Below are 22308 nucleotides of genomic sequence, written 5' to 3'. Positions count from 1 at the left end.
TTTAAATCATACTTTTTATCTATAATTTCTCTACAACCACGACAAAGGAGAAATATGAAAAAAGTATTATTGTCAGCAACGATAGCCTGTTCGCTGTTTGCATCGGGGGATGTTTATAGCGATGTTGTTAAGCCGCTATTTTTAGATGCGACTTCGAATAAGTCCATAGGCAGACTACTTCCGACTAATGCCGTTAAAATAACCGAGGAGGGTTCCGATAGAGTAAAAGTAGTAATTTGCGGGTATAAAAATCCTGCCGTAGATAACGTGATTTATTATAGTGATTCACAGCGCGTCATAGCGGCGGCTTTTGCTAAGACCGCAAAGATTGATTATAAGATGATTGAAAAGGGCAAAGACGGCAAATGGGACAAAGTAGAAGTTGTCGCTTACACTCCTAAGGGTGAATTTGTAAATGAAGTTTCTTCTATGTTTGCAAGAGCCGATCAGATGTATAAAGATAACTGTGGCATCTGCCACACAGCTCATGCGACCGACCACTACAAAGCAAACCAATGGCCAAATCTTGTAAAATCAATGCTTAGCAGAACCGCTATAGATAAAAAAGATGAGTGGCTCATCACTCAGTATTTACAAAAACACTCTTCGGATGTGAGCGCAGGAGCGAAGTAAGACGCGAACTGCTTCGCGTCTGTGCCTAAGCGAATAGCCTTGAGTATATCGCAAAGCGATACGAAGGCTGGAGACGGATTAAGGATACAAAGATATTTTTATAAGGAGAAAAAATGAACAGACAAAGACGAGATGTTTTAAAATTCGGCGCACTTTTAGCAGGAGCTCCGCTAATTTCAAAGGTTGCAGCTACGAATTTGCTTGCAGATGAGTTAAATTCAGGCCTTGTCAAAAACGGTACGGTAAATACCGCAGCTCACTGGGGTATGCTAAAAGTAGAGGTTAAAGACGGAAAGATTGTCGGCTCAAACCCTATCCAAAAGACAAGCGATATACCAAATCCGCTTCAAAATTTTACCGCCGATATGGTATATAAAAGTCGTATAAGATATCCGATGGTGCGCAAAAGCTATCTGATGGATCCAAACAATCCAAAACCTGAACTTAGAGGTAAAGACGAGTGGGTTAGGGTAAGATATGAAGACGCGATCAAGCTTGTGGCCAGAGAGCTTAAAAAGACGAGAAAAGAAAAAGGAATTCAAAGCGTATTTGCAGGAAGCTACGGCTGGAAATCAAGTGGAAACGTGCATAATTCTAGAATTTTGCTTCATAGATTTATGAATTTAAGCGGCGGATTTGTAGGACACCTTGGCGATTATTCCACAGGAGCAAGCCAAGTCATCATGCCTCACGTTATGGGAAGTATTGAGGTTTATGAGCAGCAAACCAGCTGGCCGCTTATACTTGAGCACTCAAAAGTAGTCGTTATCTGGGGAGCAAACCCCCTAAACACGCTTAGGATAGCTTGGACGAGTACTGATGAGCAAGGCTTTAAGTACCTTGAAGAGCTTAAAAAATCAGGCAAAAAAGTAATAATCATCGATCCTATTAAGAGCGAGACGGCTCAATATTTTGATAAGGCTCAGTGGGTAACTCCGCTTCCAAATACCGATACTGCGATGATGCTTGGTATGATGCACTACTTATACACAAGCGATAAATACGATAAAGAGTTTATCTCGACTTATACGGTCGGCTTTGATAAATTCCTTCCTTATCTGCTAGGTAAGACGGACGGAGTGGCAAAAGATTTGGATTGGGCGAGCAAAATTTGCGGACTTAAAGCGTCTCTTATCAAAGAGCTTGCAGATACCTTTATGAATAACCGCACTATGCTAATGAGCGGTTGGGGTATGCAAAGAGCTCACCACGGCGAGCAACCTCACTGGGCTATGGTAACTCTAGCTGCGATGCTAGGACAAATCGGACTTCCGGGCGGCGGCTTTGGCTTAAGCTATCATTACTCAAACGGCGGCGCTCCTACTTGCAAGGGAGGAGTAATCGGCGGTATGAATAGCGCAAGTTTAGGATTTTTCAACGAAGAAGGTGAATTTATCGGTACAAATACGGGAAGCTTTGATAAAAATGGTCGCTTCATAGCTAAACCTGTAGCGGCAAGCGGCACTGGTCAAAGTTGGCTTTCAAAAGCAACCGAGTATGTATTCCCATTAGCTAGGATAGCCGATGCATTGCTAAATCCTGGTAAAGTTATAGATCACAACGGTAAGAAGATAACATATCCCGATATAGACTTTATCTACTGGGTCGGCGGCAATCCGTTCTGCCACCATCAAGATACAAACACTCTTGTAAAAGCTTGGCAAAAACCTCGCACCATCGTCGTAAATGAGCCTTACTGGACACCGACAGCAAAGATGGCTGATATCGTGTTCCCAACCACAACGGCTTATGAGAGAAACGATATCACGATGACGGGCGATTATTCAAATATGAACATCGTCCCTATGAAACAAGTGGTTGAAAAATTTGAAGAGTCAAGAGACGACTATCAAATTTTTAGCGATCTTTGCAAGGCTTACGCTAAAAATCTAGTCGTAGCATATACCGATAACGGCAAAGACGAATTTGACTGGATCAAAGAGTATTATGACGCAGCTTATAATCAAGTAATCTCAGTACCTGATCTAGTAACCGATATGAAACCGTTTAATGAATTCTGGGCGGCAAATGAACCTGTTACATTTGCTTCTACTCCGGAGAGTGATCAATGGATAAGACACGGCGAATTTAGAGAAGATCCTATCTTAAACGCACTGGGAACACCGTCAGGTCTTATAGAAATTTACTCAGAAACTATCGAAAAGATGGGCTATGACGACTGCAAAGCTCACCCTATGTGGTTTGAGCCTATCGAGTGGCTGGGTATGAAAGACAAGCCTGCTAAATTCCATATGATAAGCGCTCACCCTGCGGATAGACTTCACTCTCAGCTAAGCAATACTAGCATCCGCGACAATTACGCAGTGGCAAATCGTGAACCGATCTGGATAAACGAAAAAGACGCTAAAGAGCTTGGCATAAAAGACGGTGATTTGGTAAGAGTGTTTAACGCCAGAGGAGAGGCGTTAGCCGGTGCGGTCGTAACTAAAAACATATCAAGAAACGTCGTAAGACTTTGCGAGGGCGCTTGGTACGATCCTGATATGAACGGACTTTGCAAAAACGGCTCTGCAAACGCACTAACCATAGATATACCAACCAGCAAGCTTGCAAACGGCAATATAGCTCATACGGCTCTGGTAAATATCGAGAAATTTACAGGCGAAGCACCTAAACTAACTGCATTTAGCGATCCGAAATTTGTTTAAATTTGAGCCGCAAAGTAAAATTCGTAGTTTTAAATTTGACGGAGGCTTTGTATAAATTTTGTTAAGTCTCCGTTTCAATTTGGCCTGAATTTGCAAAAATTCGGGCTAAATTTTACCGCCTTTTGCCGGGTAAATTTTAAATTTCTCGCTTTATATCTCAGATAAACTTAAACCCGATTTTATTTTTTAAGCGCAGTTTTATGCTAAATTTTAATTTTATTTAATTTTTAAAGTAGTAAAATAAATTTTTTATTTAAAAACTACAAAATTCAAGGAGAGAAAATGCGTTCTATTACAAACAAAATAGCAACGATGCTCATTATCTCGCTCGTCATTTCTTTTGCCGCTGTTTCGGCCGTTAGCTACTATATGGCCGAAAGCAAAGTGATAGAGCTCGTCAGCCAAAATCAGACTCAAATTTTAAAAGACGTAAATGCCGTTACGGATTCGTTTTTTAAAGACTATACCGATCTGGTGAAGAAGCTGGGCGCAAACATCCAAAAAGCCGGATATAGCGAGGATGAGTTGCTAAAGGTGCTGGTCTTTGAAAAAGAGCAGGCAAATTCCATCGTGAGCTATATTTACTTCGGCAGAGAGGATGACGGACACTATTTTCAGTCCGACAACACCAAATCCACTCCCGAAGCCGATAACTACGATCCTCGCAAACGCGACTGGTATATGCAGGCAAAAGCGGCTAATAAGGCTATATATACCGAGCCTTACGTAGACGCTATAAATCAAGCCTTGGTTATGACTTTCGCCGTGCCGATAAACGAGGGCGGTAAATTTGAGGGCGTAGCCGCGATAGATCTAAAAATCGACGCCCTAAGCAAAAAGATTTTAGATATGGGCAAGACCGAGCACGGTTACGTTTATCTGATGAATAAAGACGGCTCCGTTTTAGTTCATAGCGACTTGCGGCTTATAGGCAAAGTGCCGGAATTTGCTAAGACCGTATCGGATAAACTGACAAACAAACATTTCGATAAAAACGGCCTCATCCCTTACGTAAATCCCAAAGGCGAAAACGTAACGGCTAAGATTTTAGAGCTAAACGAAAACGGATGGCTGGTAGTCGCAGCCATAGGTGCGGATACCTTTTCTAGTAACACCTTGCCTTTGCTTAAAGCCCAAATAGTTTTAGCCGTAGCGTTTATAGTCATACTTTCGGTTATCGTATTTACGCTTCTTAAAAAATCCCTAAGCCCGATAAAAATCATCCAAGAAAAACTTGAAGATACGTTTAAATTCGTTACCTATGAGGTAGCTAAGGCTCCCGAAAAGCTAGACGTCGCCACCCGAGACGAATTTGGCGCTATGAGCCATGCGATAAACGAAAATATCGACAAAGTAGTCCAAGGTATCAAAAAAGACAGCGCTTTAATCGAGGAGATGAACGGTATCGCAAATCTAATGATCAAAGGCCATATGGGCGCTACCATCAAATCAGACCCCAATAACCCTGCGCTCGTTGAGCTAAAAGACCTGCTAAACCGCTTCTTTAGCTCGATCTCGTCAAATTTAAAAGATATCGCGCGCGTGCTAAACTCTTACAACAAAAACGATTACACTGCTAAGGTCGAACTAAAAGAGGAGCTGGAAAGCGACCTAAAAGATATGATCTTGGGTATACAGAGCGCAGGCGTTGCCGTCAGCAATATGCTAAAAGAAAACCTAAACGAAGCTCAAAGCCTGGAAGAAAAAGCCAGAGTGCTGGCAGAATCGATGAGAACTCTAACCCAAGGAGCCCATAAACAAGCGGACTCTATCCAAGAAAGCGCTGCTGCGGTCGAGCAGATGAGCAGCTCAATGAATGCGATAAGTCAAAAAGCTCAGGACGTAACCAGACAAAGCGAAGAGATCAAAAACATCATCGTCATCATCCGCGATATCGCCGATCAGACCAACCTCCTAGCTCTAAACGCGGCGATAGAAGCGGCCCGTGCGGGAGAACACGGTAGAGGATTCGCCGTCGTCGCCGATGAAGTTAGAAAACTGGCCGAAAGAACTCAAAAGTCCCTAAGCGAGATAGAAGCCAACGCTAACGTATTGGCCCAGAGCATCAACGAAATGAGCGAAAGCATAAAAGAGCAAAGCGAAGGCATAAATATGATAAATCAAAGCGTAACTCAAATAGACGAGATAACGAAACAAAACATCGGTATCGTAAGCACTACCAACGACATCACCGCACAAATAGACGATATGGCGAAGGTAATCGTAGCGGACGTAAGAAAGAATAAATTTTAATCCCGGCCGAATCAAGGGTGCAGGTTAAATTTGCACTCTTGGGTTTGGTTGGGTTTGACAAAAATTTGTCCGCTTTTATAAATTTACCCCGCCTTTTGGTATCATCGCGCATCTTAAACTTAGGAAAATCAATACAAATAGTCTTAGTTTCGTTAGCTTGCGCCGTTTTGGCGTCTTGCGGGCAAATGCCGTAACTTTAGCTACGTTTATTGCTAGCTTGCGGAGATAACGTTTACGCCATCGTAAGTCCGCTAAGCGCAGAACAAGCGATCGCCAAGATCAAAGTGGGCTCTTTGCCGTGTCTTCGCGCGCGGGCATTACGGCGCTCACAGCTAACGGCGAACTACGCCATATCCCGATCCGGCGATTTACGGGCGAGCAAATTTGCCCTCTTTTTAACTTTGCGCTTTTGCCAAATTTCGATCTATTTTTAAAATTTAACGTCGGTTTTGCTATAGCCCGGCGTCAAATTTAAAATTTACCCGAAATTTACTATAATCCCAAAAAAGGATAAAATATGCAAGAATGGGCTTTGTGGGCGTTGGCTTCGGCGGTTTTTGCCGCGCTTACGGCGATTTTCGCTAAGGTCGGGCTTGAGGGCATCGACTCAAATTTCGCGACTTTTATCAGGACGCTCGTTATCGCCGCGGCGCTGGTTTTGTTTCTCACGTATGCTAAAAAGTGGCAGCCGCCGGGCGAGCTAAGCGCGCGAAACTGGCTATTTTTGACGCTTAGCGGACTTGCGACAGGAGCGTCGTGGCTGGCGTATTTTAAAGCGCTTCAGATGGGCTCTGCGTCGCAGGTAGCGCCGATAGACAAGCTTAGTCTCGTTTTGGTCGTTATTTTTGCGGTTATGTTTTTAGGCGAGCGCCCGAGCGTCAGAGAGTGGCTAGGTATCGCGCTGATCGCTAGCGGCGTTTTTACGCTGGTTTTTGCAGATAAATAGCTACGCTAAATTTGATTGGGTTAAATTTATACCGTCTAATAAATATTAAAAACGCTATTTTTGGTGCCGCTAGCTAGAAAACGTCATCAAACTAAACGAAATTTTGCCTAAAAGCTTACTAAATCCGCTTTATCTAGGCGCAAAGCAAGTCGTTTTTAAAATCGCTTTTTTGCAGATAATTTAAAGAAACGCGCTAAGGCTTAAAGCGGTTTTGGCGTAAAATTTAGAGTTTTGATTTTGCTAAATTAGCGGTGTGTCGATGAAATTTATAAAGGGTAGAACCGATATCAAAACTCGGTAACGACGTAATCTTCGCAAATAAAACGGCGGCAAATTTAACCCGAATTTTATCAAATTCGCGCTTTGTAGAAGACTTAAATTTAAAAATTTAGTGGATAATTTGTCGTTTCGGGTCAAATTTGCGCCTCTTGATCGTAAATTTACATCCGATTTTACGTTTTATGCGCAAGAGTTACGCAAAAACCGAAATTAGTCCTTATACTTCGCTTCGTGCTCCAAAAGCCAAATTTTAGTCGCCAGTCCCTTGCCGCCGCTGTATCCGCCAAGGCCGTTTGAGGCGACCACTCTGTGGCAAGGCACGATGACGGGTATGCGGTTTTTCGCGTTTGCCGAGCCCGCCGCGCGAAACGCCTTCGGCCGCCCCGCCATCGCTGCAAGCCGGGCGTATGTGACGCGCTGCCCGTAAGCGATCTTTTGCAGATTTTCGTAAATGCACCTCTGAAACGCCGTGCCGCCGATGTTTAGTCGCGCTTTAAAGGTTTTAAGTTCGCCTTTAAAATAGCTTTCAAGCTCGCTTAAACAGAGCTTTAAATTTGCGTCCGTTACCTCCGTGCAGATAAACTCGCGCACGAAATTTAGCTCGCAAACTCCGCTCTCGTCGCCGCAAATCTCCAAAACGCCGATAGGCGAGTTAAAATACGCTTTTTGCACCTTCGCTCCTTTAAATTTTAAAATTTGAGCGAATTTTACTTCAAATTATTTTGCTTTTTGATAAAATTGGGCAAATTTAGGACGATAGCAAAATTTAAATTTTAACTCACTCAAAGCAGTTACCTACCAAATTTCGGCTTCGCTAATGCCGCTTAGCGCGAAATTTGGAGGCGAAAGCTTTTTGCTCATTAAAATTTAAATTATAAAAAGCAGCAAAACGACTTTGTAAATTTAAAAGATAGGAAAAGGGATGGATTTTTTCACGCAATACGAAAAACACGTAAAAGAGCGCGAGGCCTTAGGTGTGCCGCCGTTGCCGCTAAACGAGGAGCAAACGAGAAAAGTCTGCGAGCTTTTAAAGCTTGAAAGCGCGCACGAGAGGGAGTATCTAGGTTTGCTCTCGGGCCGAGCACCCGCTTTTGAACCCGGTAGTGAAGGTGAGGCGAAGACTGCAGCAAAGCTAAACGAAAATCAAAAGAGGGTAAAGCGGCTCATAAATTTACTCGCAAATCGCGTAAATCCGGGCGTAGACAACGCGGCAAAGGTAAAGACGGAGTTTTTAAACGAGATTATAAATCACGGGCTGGTTATAAGCGGAATCGATAAAATCGCCGCCGTAAATTTGCTGCGACCGATGCTGGGCGGATACAGCGTTATCGTGCTGCTTGAAAGTCTAAAAAACGCCGACGAGGCCATAGCGCAGGCCGCCTGTAACGCGCTAAAAGAGACGATTTTCGTGCATGATTATTTTAACGACGTGGCAGAACTTGCCAAAAGCAATAAATTTGCGCTCGAAGTCTTGCGCTCGTGGGCGGAAGCGGAGTGGTTTAAGGCGCGCGAGAGCCTACCGCGACGCATTAGAGCGGTCATATTTAAGGTCGCCGGCGAAACCAACACCGACGATCTAAGCCCGGCCGGCGAGGCCTACACGCGCTCAGACATCCCGCTGCACGCAAATGCGATGCTCGTTAAGCGTCAGCCAGGCAGTCTGGAAACGATCGGCGAGCTTAAAAAAAGCGGACTTGAGGTCGTCTACGCGGGCGACGTCGTGGGCACTGGCAGCAGCCGAAAGAGCGGCATAAACTCCATCCAGTGGCACCTCGGGCGCGAGATAGAGGGCGTGCCGAACAAAAAAACCGGCGGCATCGTGATAGGCACGGCGATCGCGCCGATATTTTTCAATACCGCCGAAGATAGCGGCGCGCTGCCGATCGTAGCCGACGCGAGCGCGCTAGAAACGGGCGATGTCGTCGATATCTACCCGTATGCAGGCGAGATTTTCTGCGTCGGGCGGGTAAATTTGAGCGCCGAGGGTAAATTTGACGGAGTTGAAATTTGCGGTTGCGAAAACGGCGGTAAATTTGCAAACAGCGATGCAGACGGCGTAAATTTGGGTGCTTATGCCGATGAACGGACGAATTTGGAAAAAGCAAACGATGCGGAGATCTCGTCAAAATCGGGTTTAAATTTAAGCTCGAATTTGACGCATGCGGACGCTTCGGTCGGTATCGCAGATAAAAAATCCGTGCAATGGATCAAATTTGCGAGCGACGGGACGAAAAAGGGTTTGGCTAGCGAAAACTACGGAAAATTTGATGGCGAGCGCGGCGGTGCGGACGGCAAAAAAAGCGGCGAAAATTTAACTTGCAATGCGGAAAAATTTGAAAAGTCGCAGAAATTTGACGGCTCTGTGATTTCGTCAAATTTGAGATCAAATTTAACATATTCGGATACTTTTACTAAAAAAATCGCAAATATGCAAAACAGGTCGAATTTGCAAAATTTAAACAAAAAAAACGGCGAAAATTCTCAAATTTCAGCTCAAAACCGACAGGCGGCGAAGAAATTTGCAAGCGAAAAAAGCAAAGGCGATCTTGCCGCGGAATTTGACGATAGATACGGCGGAGACGATATCTCAGACGGTAAAAACGCCAAACCTCAAGGCGAGCCGGTCGCTCGTTTTACGCTTTCGCCAAACACTATATTTGACGAGATTAGAGCGGGCGGGCGCATACCGCTCATCATCGGCCGCTCGCTTTGCGCTAAGGCTAGGGCGGCGCTAAATTTAGGCGCGGAGGATATATTCGCAAGACCCGCGCAGCCGCAAACGAACGAGAGCGAGGGCTACACGCTAGCTCAAAAGATCGTGGGCAAGGCCTGCGGCGTGGGGGGCGTTAGAGCCGGGCAGTACTGCGAACCCGCGACTTTAACCGTAGGCTCGCAGGACACCACCGGGCCGATGACGCGCGACGAGATCAAGGAGCTAGCTAGTCTTGGATTTTCAGCTGATTTCGTGCTGCAGAGCTTTTGTCACACGGCGGCCTATCCAAAGCCCAGCGACCTTGAAACGCAAAAGACGCTGCCTAAATTTATGAGCTCGCGCGGCGGAGTGAGCCTAAGGCCCGGCGACGGCGTCATACACTCATGGCTAAATCGCATGGTCTTGCCCGATACCGTGGGCACTGGCGGCGACTCTCATACGCGCTTTCCTATCGGCGTGAGCTTCCCTGCGGGCAGCGGACTGGTGGCGTTTGCGGCGGTGTCCGGAGCTATGCCGCTAAATATGCCAGGCTCCGTGCTCGTGCGATTTAGCGGGCGGCTACAAAAGGGCGTGACGCTGCGCGATCTGGTAAATGCGATCCCCTACTACGCGATCAAGCGCGGGCTGCTCACCGTCGAAAAGAAGGGCAAGAAAAACGTATTTGCGGGTAAAATTTTAGAAATCGAGGGGCTGGAGGAGCTAAAAGTCGAGCAAGCCTTTGAGCTAAGCGACGCCTCGGCCGAGCGCTCTGCGGCGGCCTGCGCGGTAAATTTGAGCCAGCAGAGCGTCTGCGAATACGTCCGCTCAAACGTCGCTCTCATCGAGGCGATGATAGAGGCCGGGTATGAGAGTAGGGCGAGCCTGGAGCGCCGCGCGGCGAAAATGCGCGAGTGGCTGGCGGCGCCCGAGCTGCTGCGAGCCGACAAAAACGCGCGCTACGCCGAGGTGATCGAGATAAATTTGGACGAGATAAAAGAGCCCATCCTAGCCTGCCCGAACGACCCAGATGACGTCGCGACCCTGAGCGAAGTGTTAGCCGATAGCTCGCGCCCGCATAAGATCGACGAGGTGTTTGTGGGTAGCTGTATGACCAATATCGGCCACTACCGCGCGCTGGGCGAGGCTCTGCGGGGGCTTGGAACGCTGCCTACTAGACTCTGGATCGCGCCGCCTACCAAGATGGATCAGGCGCTACTCGAAAAGGAGGGCTACTACGATATTTTCCGCGCAGTAGGCGCTCGCACGGAGGTGCCCGGCTGCTCGCTTTGTATGGGTAACCAAGCCCGCGTGAATGACGGCGCGACTGTGTTTTCGACCTCGACGAGAAATTTTGATAACCGCATGGGTATGGGCGCGCGCGTGTATCTAGGCAGCGCCGAGCTAGCGGCCGTTTGCGCCGTGCTGGGCAGGCTACCCGGCGTGAGCGAATATATGAACATCGTACCCCAAAAGCTTGCGGGCAAAGAGGCGCAAATTTATCGGTATCTAAATTTTAACGAGATAGAAAATTTTAAAATTTAAAGTTTCGCAAAAGAGTGCTCCGATTTGTGCACCGAGCTTGTTTGTGCGGCTTTTGCGTATGGTTTTTTGGAGACAAATCGGCTTTTTGCCCGCATTTGCTAAAGAGATTTTGTCGCGAGCGCACTCGGAGTTCGTGCGGTTTTGTCGTTAGGCCGCTTTTGCGGGTCTTGTTTGCGGTTTTGGCGATATCGCTTGCGAGGTTTGGTTGCTTTACGCATTTTGCTTGTTTGCGGGATCGGGTTTGATTTTATCGTAAGTTTTGCTTTTTATAGGGCTGAGGCGGCGTAACAAACTATGAAAATTCGGTGCGTAAATTTAATGATAAAAACCCGAAACTCCCGCAAGCGGCTGAAAACAAGAGCGATAGGATGCGAATTTCGCGGCCGTAACGGTTAAATTTGACGACAACCCGCTAAAACGTAAGCGTAAATTTTACGGATGAAAGCGGGCGCAAATTTGAGCCGATCGCTTCTTGTTTGCTTGCTTTGGGGCTGCGAGCGAGGAGAATTTTCACTCGAATTTCACCTGATGGCGCGAAGAGCGAGATTGATTTTTCGAGCCTGCGTCAAATTTTAGCTATGCGGGCGAAATGCTTTGCGCGAGGCTAAAACACGATTTTACCGTTTGCGGGCCTTGCGCGAAAAAACGAACAAACAAAGCTTAAAGAGCTGATTTGCGAGCTTGATCGGCCGATGGATAAATTTGCGGGATGCATCCTTGGGCGTATAGTTTTTGCGCCTTGGCAGCAAGAGCGCGACGAGATCAAATTTGCCTATTTGCCGTCGATTGCTCGCATTTTTGTAGCATTAAAAACGAGTAAAAGCGATAAACCAAGCTTGGTAAAATTAGCGATTTACGCTACGCCGACCGGCTTAAATTCGACTGAATTTAAATGCAAGCGGCGGTCGGAAACTCAAAGCAATCGCTATTTCGCCGATAACTCGAGCAATGCGACGCAAAAACCGAACAAAAAAGCAAAAATGAAATAAGCAAACTGAGCGCGAACGGCTACGGTATGGCGCTGCTATTTTCGGGGCTTGTCGCTCGATTTTAAAGAAAAAACCGCAAAGCCAAAAAGCTTTTGAGCTATTTTTATGTGCGTAAAAAGCTATTTTACGAGATGGTAAAAACCGCTCGCATCGTGCCGTTTTGCCGCATTAGTAGCATTTTAAGTCCGCAAATGAGTCTGCGCTGCAAGACGCCGCGGGATTACGAGGAGGCGTTTTAAATTTTGCGATTTTCGGGATCGGCAAACAAAGAGTGCGTTGCCTGGTTACATTTACAAGCAGCCAAAGCGCAAGCCCGTCCATCAAGGCGGGCGTCACGAACGGGATGCAAGAGATCTTAATCGGCGCGACCAACGTTTGAAAATGTTATCCGCGCATAGGTTTTGACCTGCCTGCGGACGTATATAAATTTGATCTCATCGGCCTAAGGCGCAAGCAAAAATCGGCACGGCAGAGTAAAAATTTCGGCTATGCTTTTTTCATAGGGACGATGCGGCGATCAATGAAAATTTCGCAAAGTGCGATAATACGGGCGATATGTATAAATTTGATTTAAGCTAACGGCTAAATTTCATCGATATACGAGGCTTATAAATAATCCGGCACCGCTTTACATCCTTTTTTTGCATCTGATTTTGCGAAAATAAATAGCAAAAGCGGGTTATAACCGCGGTAAAGACGGATTTTGCTCTGCTGCGATTTGTCGGCGCAAGCCCGTACATAGACTCGCGGTTCGTCGGTATGTCGCGTTTGCTGATTTTACGCCGCTACGATCGACATTCTAAACCTTTATCCGCGGCATTACTATAAAATTTAAAGCCCCTTGAAACGCTTTTGGAGTTTTTGATTCGTTAAATTCGCTTTGTTTTTTTCCGAGCTACCGGGCATAAGTCGGACCGGAAAATTTATAAGCGGCAAAATTTAGTAAAACGCCTACATCGCTGCCAAATTTAAATTTCTCGGCAAAGCGGCCCAAATCAAACAAGATAGGCTGAGTTGCAAGTTGCAAATCGGTAAACGTTGAAGTAGCGAGACTAAAGTCCGGTGGCAGCTAAAAACTATCGGGCCCGAATTTAAGCTCAAACGGTTTTAAACGGAGGTAGCTTTGATGCTCAACAAGCTAGTCAAATTTAACCCCTCCACCGAAGTGTAAAGGTGGTTTCTTTGCCCGGTTCGCTTTCGCAAGTTACGACGATAGCGTTGTTTTCGCAGGCTCTTTTGACCAGATTTAGCCCGATACCAAAACCGCCTTGCCCTTCGTTAAAGCGCGTGTATCGCTCGAAAATTTTATCCTGCTGTTCCTTGCTCAGTCCCTCGCCGCTGTTTGAGATCTTTAGCTCGTCTTTGCTTAGACTAACGGTGACGTAGCCGCCGGAGTTCGTGTATTTTACGGCGTTGCTTAACAGATTATCTACCGCGCGTTTTAACTCGTAGGTATTTGCGTTTATGAGAGCGTCTTTTAAATTTATCCTTAAATCAAGAGCGCGTTTGGCGAAAAATGGAGCGAAAAACTCGAGTCGTTCGCTTAAAACTTCTTTAAAATTTAGCTCCTCTTTAGGCGCGGCGCGAGAGGCGCCGAAGGATAAATACGTGAGGTCTTCGTAGATGTGACTTAGCGTTTTGGCTGCTGTTTCGATGTTGTTTATACGTTTTAGATTTCGCTGGCTTAGGCTCTTTTTATCCGCCGTTTCGATGCTCATTAGTATGACGCTAAGGGGCGTGTTTATCTCGTGCGTGGAGTCTTTTATAAAGCGATTTAGGGCGGTTATTTTGGCGTGCAGAGGCGCTAGAGCCGTTTTTGATAAGTAAAATGCGATTATCATCAAAATCGCTAAAATGATAAACAAATTTAACGCCGTGCTAATGCGTAGCAAATTTAGCTCGCTCGCGATGTCTTTGCCGCTTAGAGCGATTTTTGCGGTGGCTAGATCATCCGCGCCGTTTTCGTCCATATTTTGCAGTGCCTCAAATATCGCCACTCGACCGTCCGAGTCGATCGCGCCGCCTTCTTTGCTTTTGTCTTTGTCTCCGCCGTCAAATTTCGCACAATCCTCGTCGCTATATAAAATTTCTCCGCTTTTTGAGACGATGCAGGCCTTGACGTTTTTTTCGGCGGTGAAGTTTTTTACCGCGCCAATCCCGTCCATACGCGCTTTCATATAGATGCCCATCTTGATTTCTTTTAGATTTTTGACCTCGTTTGAGACGAGAGCTTCTTTTTTCATATTATAATCGTTAGTGAAAAAATAGCCCAAAAATATGGCGCTGGTAATGAGATAAAGCGAGAGAATTTTGACGATTACGAGTGAGCGCTCAGACATAAACATAGCCGTCGCCGCGCCTGTTTACAATGGCTTCTTTGCCTAAAATTCGGCGCAAATTTTTGATATAGACGCGCAGACTAAGCTCGCTGGGCTCTTCGTCGTAGCTCCAAATTTTCTCAAATATCGTCTCTTTGCTTAGCAGCGAATTTTTGTTTTTCAAAAATAAAGCCAAAAGCTCGCTTTCTTTGTTGGAGAGATTGACGATTTGTCCGTTTTGTCTGAGCGTTTTAGAACCGGGGTAAAATTTATACCCGCCCTCAAGAGCGATAAAATCGCCGTTTACGTGAGAAAATTTGCGTTTTAATAAAATTTGAATGCGAAGCAAAAGCTCTTTTAGTTCGTAAGGCTTTTTTAGGTAGTCGTCGCATCCGCTTTTGTAACCGATCTCTAAGTCTTGCAATGTATTTAGCGAGGTAGTAAAGATCGCGGGAGTATCGTTGCCAAGCTGTCTAAGTTCGGCTAAAAGGGAGAAACCGTCGCCCTTAGGCAGCTTAACATCAAATATCAGGATGTCGAAATTTCGCTCATATGCGACGTCAAGAGCCTGCTTTGCGTCGGCGCGAACGGTTACGTCGTAGCCTTGTTCGCTTAGGTATTCGCCGATCAGCTCGCTTAGGGTCTCGTCGTCTTCTACGAGCAAAATTTTAGTCATTACATCTTATCCTTTTTCATATCTTTCATATCGTCTTTCTTTTTACCCATATCGTCTTTCATCTCTTTCATATCGCCCTTCATTTCGTCCTTTTTTATCATCATATCGTCTTTTTTCTCCATCATGGCGTCCTTCTTTTCCATCATGGTATCTTTTTTCTCCATCATATCGCCTTTCATCTCGGCGGCAAAGATAGAACCTGTAACGAACAACGCGCTAAGCGCAACCAAAGCTAACTTTTTCATAGCATCTCCTTTAGGAAAATTTATGATGGAAGTTTAGCCAAGAAATGTGAAACGAGCGTGAAATTTAAGCCATAAAGCTAAAAATATACGACAAAAACGGCAAGCTAATAAAACTAAACGCCACTCCGACGGCCACAGCGGCGACTGCCAGCTGGCTATCAAGCTCGGCTTTCATTATCATCGCGCTTGCCAGCACCATCGGCGGCATCGCGCACTGCAAGATGCCGATCATCCAAATTTGACCGAAATCTACTCCGAAAATTATCGTAATCAGTATGAAGATAAAAGGCGCCACGAGCATCTTGCCCGCAATAACGACGGCGGTAGATTTGTAGCAGCTTTTGATACTACGAAAGCCAAGCCCTATGCCGATCGCAAAAAGCGCGACGGGAACGACGCTTTGCGCGAAAAGATTTAACGCATCGAAGATGACGTTTGGAAGCGGAACTCCGCGAAGCAAAAAGCCTAAAATCAGCGCGACGAACGGCGGAAATTTAACCACTTTCATCACGTTTTGAACTAGCGAAACCTTTGCCGGAGCGCCCAAGGCCAGGACAAAAGGTCCGAAAATGCTAATCGGAATCGAGGTGGCTAGCTGATCGTAAAAGATAACTTCGTTCATCGCGCTCTCGCCGAAAAAGCCTTGGATGATGGGCATACCCATAAAGATCGTATTGCCAAACATCCCCAGCAATACGGCGCTTACGGTCGTGGCTTTGTTAAATTTTAAAAATCTGCACGCGAAAAATATCGCCGCAGCGCCGAGCATAGAGCAGGCAAAGCCCGTGGCAATGACGTTAATAAGCGTGGTGTCGATATTTACGTGATAAATTTTGTCGAAGATAAGCGCCGGAAGCGCGAAGCAAAGCGCGTAGTTTATAAAAACCGAGGCGTTTTTTTGCTCGAAGACCTTAAATTTTTTCGCCCCGTAGCCCGAAGCGATAATGATAAAAATGGATAATAATTGCGTGAACATTTTTGCGTAATCCAAATTTTAGATTTTAAAGATACGATTATACGGCGGCTAATATTAAAGAATAATAAAATTTAGCGGGAATATTTAACTTTCCCTTAACGCCTTTTTGTATATAATCCCGCATTTAAATTTAAAAAAGCGGAAAAAAATGAAAAAATTTATCAAATTTGTCCTATTTTTAGCTCTTGTCGTGGGCGGGGGCTACTACTTTTACGATAAGAATTTTAACGTCCCGCAGGTAGATCAGTTTATCACTTCAAAAGCCGTTCGCGGCGAACTTATAAAAAGTATCGAAAGTAACGGCGAAATCTACGCCACGGAGCTAATCGACGTGGGCGCGCAAGTTTCCGGGCAGATTAAGAAGCTTTACGTAAAATTGGGCGATGTGGTCAAAGCCGGAGATATGATAGCCGAGATCGACGGTTCCACCCAGCAAAATAACGTCGATACCAAAAAAGCCCAGCTTGGGATTTATGAAGCCAAACTAAACAGCGCTCGAGTCGCGCTTGAGATTGCTCGAAACAAATTTGACCGAGAAAAAGAGCTGTATGCTAAAAATGCGACATCTAAAGAAGATTTTGAAAATGCAAAAAATACCCTCGCGATAAATGAAGCTTCGTTAAAAGAGATACAGGCTCAAATAATCCAAGCCAAAATTTCGCTCAGCACCGCTCAGATAGATCTGGGATATACGAAAATCGTTGCGCCAAAAGACGGCGTGATCGTTTCGGTGCGCGTCGAAGAGGGGCAAACGGTTAATTCAAACCAAACTGCGCCGACTATAGTAAATATCGCCGATCTCTCCAAGGTTCAGCTCAAAATGGAGATAGCCGAAGGAGATATTACGAAGATCAAAGTCGGCTCGGTAGTGGAGTATTCGATCCTTTCCGAACCGGACCGCAAATTTAAAACAGTCATCAGCTCCGTTGATCCGGGACTAACTACTTTAAGCAACGGTAATTATTCTACTACCGCTAACTCCTCTTCCGGATCGTCGAGTTCGAGTTCGTCGGCGATTTATTACTATGCAAAAGCTATAGTCGATAATAGCGAAGGAATTTTACGTATCGGTATGACCACGCAAAATACCATTCACCTTGAAAGCGTGAAAGACGCCGTGATCGTGCCGAGTATGGCGATAAAAAAAGAAAACGGAAAGCACGTTGTTTATGTATTAAAAAGCGACAAGAGCGTGCAAAGGCGTGAAGTGCAAATCGGGCTGGTGGATAGTTTAAGAACTCAGATAAAAAGCGGTGTAGAAGAGGGCGAGGATGTCGTAACCTCAAAGAGCACTGCCGCTGAACTAAGCGATATGGTAAGCGCTCCGATTTACCGAATGTAGCTTTGCGGAGTATGTATGTGATAGAACTTAAGAATTTAGGCAAACAATTTAGGCTGGGCGATACCGTCTTTGACGCGCTTAAAGATATTGATTTAACCATAAGAAAGGGTGAGTTTATAGCCATTATCGGGCAATCGGGTTCGGGCAAATCCACTCTTATGAACATCCTTGGCTGTCTTGACAATCCAAGTTGCGGCGAATATTTGCTTGAAGGCAACAACATATCAAATCTAAGCGGCGATGAGCTAGCGAGGCTTAGGCGCAATAAATTCGGCTTTATTTTTCAAAGATATAATCTTTTAAGCACGTTAAACACGCTACAAAACGTTTCCTTGCCAAGCGTTTATGCCGGCGTTTCCAAAAAAGAACGCGAAGAGCGGGCGAGTGAAATTTTAAAAGGGCTCGGACTCGGCGATAAGCTTGAGAGTTTGCCGAACAAACTTAGCGGCGGTCAGCAGCAGCGCGTCAGTATCGCAAGAGCGCTCATAAACGGCGGCGAGATCATTTTAGCCGATGAGCCTACCGGTGCGCTTGACAGTCAAAGCGGAATGATGGTGATGGAGATTTTAACGAATTTGCATAAAGAGGGGCACACTATCATAATCGTAACCCACGATCAAAATATTGCTTCTTACGCTCATCGCATCATAGAGATAAAAGACGGTAAAATTTTAAAAGACAGCGTCAAAAAAGATGAAATTTACGATATCGATCTAAAAAAACCAAAGCAAAAAAATTGGTTGAGTTTTTATAAGGATCAGTTTATAGAAAGCTTTAAGATGTCCGTCAATGCGATATTTAGCCATAAGTTGCGTTCGCTTTTAACGATGCTTGGTATCATCATAGGCATAACATCCGTTATCAGCGTAGTCGCGCTGGGCAACGGTTCGCAGCGGCAAATCCTCTCCAGCATTCGCGGTATCGGCACGAATACGATCGATATATATCCGGGCAAAGGGTTTGGGGATATGCGTGCAGGTAGGATTAAGACGCTGAGTATAAGCGATGCCGTGATGCTCTCTCGTCAAGACTACCTCGACAGCGTTACTCCGAACTCTACGACCATAGGGACGCTTACTTTTGCAAACAAATCGGCTTCGGCCACTTTACGCGGCGGCGGATCGCAAAGCCTTGAAGTGTTGGGACATAAGATAAAAAGCGGACGTGTGTTTAGCGAAGAAGAAGTTAAAGATTCCGCTTCGGTGATAGTGATTGATCATAATACTAAAAATGAATTTTTCCCCGATACCGATCCGCTTGATAAAACCATACTTTTTAATAAACGTCCGTTTAAAATAATCGGCGTTTTAGCCAAAAACGACCTGATGGATACCAGTATGCTTAGGACATATACCACGTATACGGCGGTTATTAATAAAATCACCGGAGACAGGCATATAACTTCCATAACCGCCAAAGTAAAGGATGAAGTGAATGCTCAAATCGCAGAGCGCAGCCTCACTGAAATTTTAACGCTCAAGCACGGCGCGCGGGATTTTTTCACGCGCAATTCCGATAGCATTAAAAAAACCGTCGAAGAGACAACGCAAACTATGACGCTTCTCATATCCTGTGTCGCGCTTATCTCGCTTGTCGTTGGCGGAATAGGCGTTATGAATATCATGCTGGTTTCGGTAACGGAGCGAACTAAAGAGATCGGCATACGGATGGCTATTGGCGCCAGGCAGAGCAATATCTTGCAGCAATTTTTAATAGAAGCGGTGTTGCTTTGCGTTATGGGCGGCATTATCGGCGTGGGGTTGTCATTCGTCATCGGTTCCGTATTTGACAAATTCGTGCAGGGTTTTGAGATGGTGTTTTCAAATGCTTCCATCGCGGTAGCGTTGCTAACCTCAAGCTTTATCGGCATAGCCTTTGGTTATATGCCCGCTCGCAGCGCTTCAAAACTTAATCCTATCGATGCGCTATCAAGGGAATAAAATGAGAAAAATTTTAACGATAATCGCCGTAGTTTTTTTTAGCGGCTGTGCGGCGACACAGATAAACAAAAACTACGAGCAAATTTTGCTCGACGCTAACGCAAGCTCAAATTCGACGGCAAATTTTACGTTGGAGCGCGACTGGTGGAAGGGCTACAACCAGCCGCGGCTAAACGAACTAATCGAGCTCGCGCTAAAAAACAACATAGATCTTGCAAAATCTGCAATCGCCGTAAATAAAGCCCTCGCGCAAGCAGGCGTCTTGCAGGCCGATCTCGTACCTAGCTTTAACGCAAATTTGGGCGCGGAAACGGGTAAAAATATAAAAACCGGCGGCAGTTGGAATGAGAGCTATAAAAGCGGCGTTTCGCTAAGCTACGAGATCGATCTGTGGCGCAAGCTCGCAAGCTCGGCAGATGCCGCCATATGGGAAGCAAACGCCACAAAATACGACCTGGAGGCCGCTCGTCTCGCACTCGTTAGTAGCGTCGCGGAGAAGTATTTTGAGATACTTTATCAAAATGAGAGCGTAAATTTATATAAAATTTTACTGCAAAATTATAAACAGCTTGAAACCGTCGCGAGGGCGAAATTCGAGCTTGGCAAAGAAGAAGAGCTAAGTCTAAAGCAAATCAAAAGCTCTATCCTCTCGGCCCAAAACAGAATCCTAAACGCGCAAAAAAGTATCGATGCGGCGGAGCGGACGTTGCAAAATCTGCTAAATGAGAGACCGGGATTTGAGCTAAATTCGGGTGGAGATTTGAGTGAGGTCTCGCCGCAGGGCGTAAATTTAAATGTTCCGCTTTACGTTATCGGCGCGCGCCCTGATTTGCAAGCGGCGATCGCGCGCATAAAAGAAGCCTTGTTAAACGTGCATTCAAGCGAAAAAAGTTTTTACCCTAGCGTTACTTTGGGCGCGGGGCTGAGCGGCGGCGGAAATAGCGCGAGCGATGCGTTTAGCTTAAAATTTCTAAACGGAAATGTTGCGATAAATTTGCCGTTTTTAAACTATTCCAAGCTTAAATCAAGGTTAAAGATCTCCGAACTAACCTTTGAGACGATGAAGCTAAACTACGCGCAGACGCTAACGACCGCGCTAAACGAGATTGACGCGAGCTATAAAAATCTGCAAAAAGACGAGGCTGTTTTGCGAAATATAAATGAAAATTTGCGAAATTTAAGCTCTATCAGCGACATCTACAAGCTAAAATACGAACTGGGCAAAACAGAGCTGAAAAACTATTTGGAGGCGCAAAATTCGCTGCTTGAAGGCAGGGTAGGCATGCTCGCGCAAAAATACAAAATCCTGCAAGATGAAATGAACGTATATAAGGCGATGGCGGGACGAGCGGAGTAAATTCGGCTAAAATTCGTTGCTTAAATTTGAGTGATTTTTTGACGGTAAAATTTATCAGCATAGTCAAATTCTAGTGATTTTATTTCTGTCAAATTTTGTCGATAAATCGCGTTTTTAAGTCTATTGCCAAATTTGTGCCGCGGCTTGCGAATTTCACATTTTGATTAAAAGGTCAAATTTAGCGGCGAGCTAAATTTGACCCGTGACCCTTTATCCCAAATTTGTTCAGTCGTTGATTGTTTTTACGGTGGAGTTAAAGTTAAATCAGGTTAGAAATTTTCAAATTTAGCGTTACTATTTGGCGTAAATTTTGCAAGCAAATCGGCTCAGTCGGCGGGACGATTTTGCGCTCAGACAAAGATTGCTTATGCTTTGGATTTTGTAAAAACGTCAAATTTTACTCTTTAAAACTCTCTTCGCAATTATAACAACCCGATTTCTCGCCGTCGCCCGCCCGCTTTTTTAAAAGCTCTTACTTTTGCGGTGTCGGTTTTTACGCTCGGCCTTTTTGTATAAGCGCGCCTAGCTCGCTGCCTGCTTCGTAGGCGTTTTTGTCATAGACGATTTATGCACCTGCTTCGCTTTTTTGTAGCGAGCTCTCCCTGTGCGCGCCATCCCGTAAAATACTCTTCCGCCGCCGTGCAAGCTTGCATATCGCCGGCTTTGCAAGCCGTTTGTTGCTCGACTATCCTACTAAATGCCGCGCTTGCGCCAAAAAGCGCCGTAAAAAGTAAAATTTTATCCATTTTTTACTCCCGCCTTTTGCCCAGAAAATAAAACAGTCCCGCTAGCGTCGCAAAAAGCGCAAGCATAGATCCGGCGACGATCGCCGTGCCGTTTTGAAAGCCATTTAGAAACATCCCGTTCGTATTCATCCCAAAAAATCCCGTGATAAAATTTAGCGGTAAAAATAGCGCCGAAAGTAGCGTCAGGATATATATGTTTCGGTTGATTTTGTCGTTTTTTAGGCTCTGTATATGCGCGTATATATCGTCTATCCTGGCGGCATTTTCGCAGGCTGCATTTTTTAGCACGCCGGCTTCGTAGACGTAGTTTTTTAGCTGTTTTTTAAGTTCGGGTCTTTCGTTCTGACAGATCGCCAGAGCCTCGTAAAAGTGCGAAATTTTATTTTGAAATTTGCGTATTTCGTATTTTAAAATCGCGTGCTTTTTTATAAATTTAGTAAAATCCCTCTTGCCCGCGTAGATTTTCTCGTAGCTTTCAAGCTGGGCAGAGTGCTCGGCGATCTTGGCGCGAAACTCGCTCGTTATCTTTTTTACTACGCGGATAAACTCCTCCGCGCCGCTCTGGCTGCCGTCCTGGGCGTAAATTTTGTCGTCTTTAAAGATAAATTTATAGTTTTGTTCGCTGCCGTCCGTCACGAGATAGACGTACTCGCACTCCTCGTCGTAAAAGTACCCCGAGATATCGCGCTCGCTCACGGTTTTGCC

The 22308-nt window shown here is 45.4% G+C and carries 16 protein-coding genes; 9 read left to right on the top strand and 7 right to left on the bottom strand.

Features of this window, described 5'->3' with window-relative positions; translation table 11 throughout:
• Positions 1-54 precede the first annotated feature (54 nt).
• From CRECT_RS06415 to CRECT_RS06400, 4 genes are all read left to right on the top strand, one after another.
• Complete coding sequence (locus tag CRECT_RS06415) at positions 55-633, top strand: hypothetical protein (RefSeq protein ID WP_002945877.1); 579 nt, start codon at positions 55-57, stop codon at positions 631-633.
• Between the two features lie 113 nt (positions 634-746).
• Positions 747-3302: a molybdopterin-dependent oxidoreductase gene (locus CRECT_RS06410; RefSeq protein WP_002945860.1), complete on the top strand. Its 2556-nt coding sequence runs from the start codon at positions 747-749 to the stop codon at positions 3300-3302.
• Positions 3303-3584: 282 nt separating this feature from the next.
• Positions 3585-5555, top strand: coding sequence for a methyl-accepting chemotaxis protein (locus tag CRECT_RS06405; RefSeq protein ID WP_002945855.1), 1971 nt, complete (start codon positions 3585-3587; stop codon positions 5553-5555).
• 517 nt (positions 5556-6072) lie between these two features.
• Positions 6073-6501 carry an EamA family transporter gene (locus tag CRECT_RS06400; protein WP_002945846.1) on the top strand — a complete coding sequence of 143 codons (429 nt, stop codon included), beginning with the start codon at positions 6073-6075 and terminating at the stop codon, positions 6499-6501.
• Between the two features lie 489 nt (positions 6502-6990).
• On the opposite strand, the gene CRECT_RS06395 is transcribed toward CRECT_RS06400, so the two are convergent.
• Positions 6991-7452: a methylated-DNA--[protein]-cysteine S-methyltransferase gene (locus CRECT_RS06395; RefSeq protein WP_002945836.1), complete on the bottom strand. Its 462-nt coding sequence runs from the start codon at positions 7450-7452 to the stop codon at positions 6991-6993.
• Positions 7453-7702: 250 nt separating this feature from the next.
• Between CRECT_RS06395 and CRECT_RS06390 the strand changes: the two genes are divergently transcribed.
• Positions 7703-11014 carry a bifunctional aconitate hydratase 2/2-methylisocitrate dehydratase gene (locus CRECT_RS06390; RefSeq protein WP_171992695.1) on the top strand — a complete coding sequence of 1104 codons (3312 nt, stop codon included), beginning with the start codon at positions 7703-7705 and terminating at the stop codon, positions 11012-11014.
• Positions 11015-12095: 1081 nt separating this feature from the next.
• Positions 12096-12242, top strand: coding sequence for a hypothetical protein (locus tag CRECT_RS06385; protein ID WP_002944735.1), 147 nt, complete (start codon positions 12096-12098; stop codon positions 12240-12242).
• A gap of 909 nt (positions 12243-13151) precedes the next feature.
• On the opposite strand, the gene CRECT_RS06380 is transcribed toward CRECT_RS06385, so the two are convergent.
• From CRECT_RS06380 to CRECT_RS06365, 4 genes are all read right to left on the bottom strand, one after another.
• Positions 13152-14342 (bottom strand): sensor histidine kinase, encoded by a 1191-nt coding sequence (locus CRECT_RS06380; RefSeq protein ID WP_039888217.1) that lies wholly within the window; start codon positions 14340-14342, stop codon positions 13152-13154.
• Positions 14335-14997 carry a response regulator transcription factor gene (locus CRECT_RS06375; RefSeq protein WP_002944807.1) on the bottom strand — a complete coding sequence of 221 codons (663 nt, stop codon included), beginning with the start codon at positions 14995-14997 and terminating at the stop codon, positions 14335-14337. Before CRECT_RS06375 ends, CRECT_RS06380 begins: the two co-directional genes overlap by 8 nt.
• Positions 14997-15242 (bottom strand): hypothetical protein, encoded by a 246-nt coding sequence (locus CRECT_RS06370; RefSeq protein ID WP_002944746.1) that lies wholly within the window; start codon positions 15240-15242, stop codon positions 14997-14999. Before CRECT_RS06370 ends, CRECT_RS06375 begins: the two co-directional genes overlap by 1 nt.
• 64 nt (positions 15243-15306) lie before the next feature.
• Entirely contained in the window at positions 15307-16218 is a 912-nt protein-coding gene (locus tag CRECT_RS06365; protein ID WP_002944781.1) for an AEC family transporter, read from the bottom strand.
• Positions 16219-16366: 148 nt separating this feature from the next.
• On the opposite strand from CRECT_RS06365, the gene CRECT_RS06360 reads away from it, so the two are divergent.
• From CRECT_RS06360 to CRECT_RS06350, 3 genes are read left to right on the top strand one after another with little or no spacing between them, the layout of a single operon-like run.
• Positions 16367-17560, top strand: coding sequence for an efflux RND transporter periplasmic adaptor subunit (locus CRECT_RS06360; RefSeq protein ID WP_039888216.1), 1194 nt, complete (start codon positions 16367-16369; stop codon positions 17558-17560).
• A gap of 17 nt (positions 17561-17577) precedes the next feature.
• Positions 17578-19500 (top strand): MacB family efflux pump subunit, encoded by a 1923-nt coding sequence (locus tag CRECT_RS06355; RefSeq protein WP_002944727.1) that lies wholly within the window; start codon positions 17578-17580, stop codon positions 19498-19500.
• Between the two features lies 1 nt (position 19501).
• Entirely contained in the window at positions 19502-20857 is a 1356-nt protein-coding gene (locus tag CRECT_RS06350) for a TolC family protein (RefSeq protein ID WP_002944763.1), read from the top strand.
• Between the two features lie 554 nt (positions 20858-21411).
• Here the strand turns inward: CRECT_RS06350 and CRECT_RS06345 are convergent.
• Both CRECT_RS06345 and CRECT_RS06340 read right to left on the bottom strand, forming a co-directional pair.
• A complete protein-coding gene (locus CRECT_RS06345) occupies positions 21412-21603 on the bottom strand; it encodes a hypothetical protein (protein WP_002944826.1) in 192 nt (63 codons plus the stop codon).
• A gap of 3 nt (positions 21604-21606) precedes the next feature.
• A complete protein-coding gene (locus CRECT_RS06340) occupies positions 21607-22299 on the bottom strand; it encodes a CorA family divalent cation transporter (protein WP_002944824.1) in 693 nt (230 codons plus the stop codon).
• Positions 22300-22308 lie beyond the last annotated feature (9 nt).

The organism is Campylobacter rectus (assembly GCF_004803795.1).
GTDB classification, from domain to species: domain Bacteria; phylum Campylobacterota; class Campylobacteria; order Campylobacterales; family Campylobacteraceae; genus Campylobacter_A; species Campylobacter_A rectus.
Note: the sequence above shows the minus strand (reverse complement) of the source record. Positions and strands in the feature narration are given on the sequence as shown.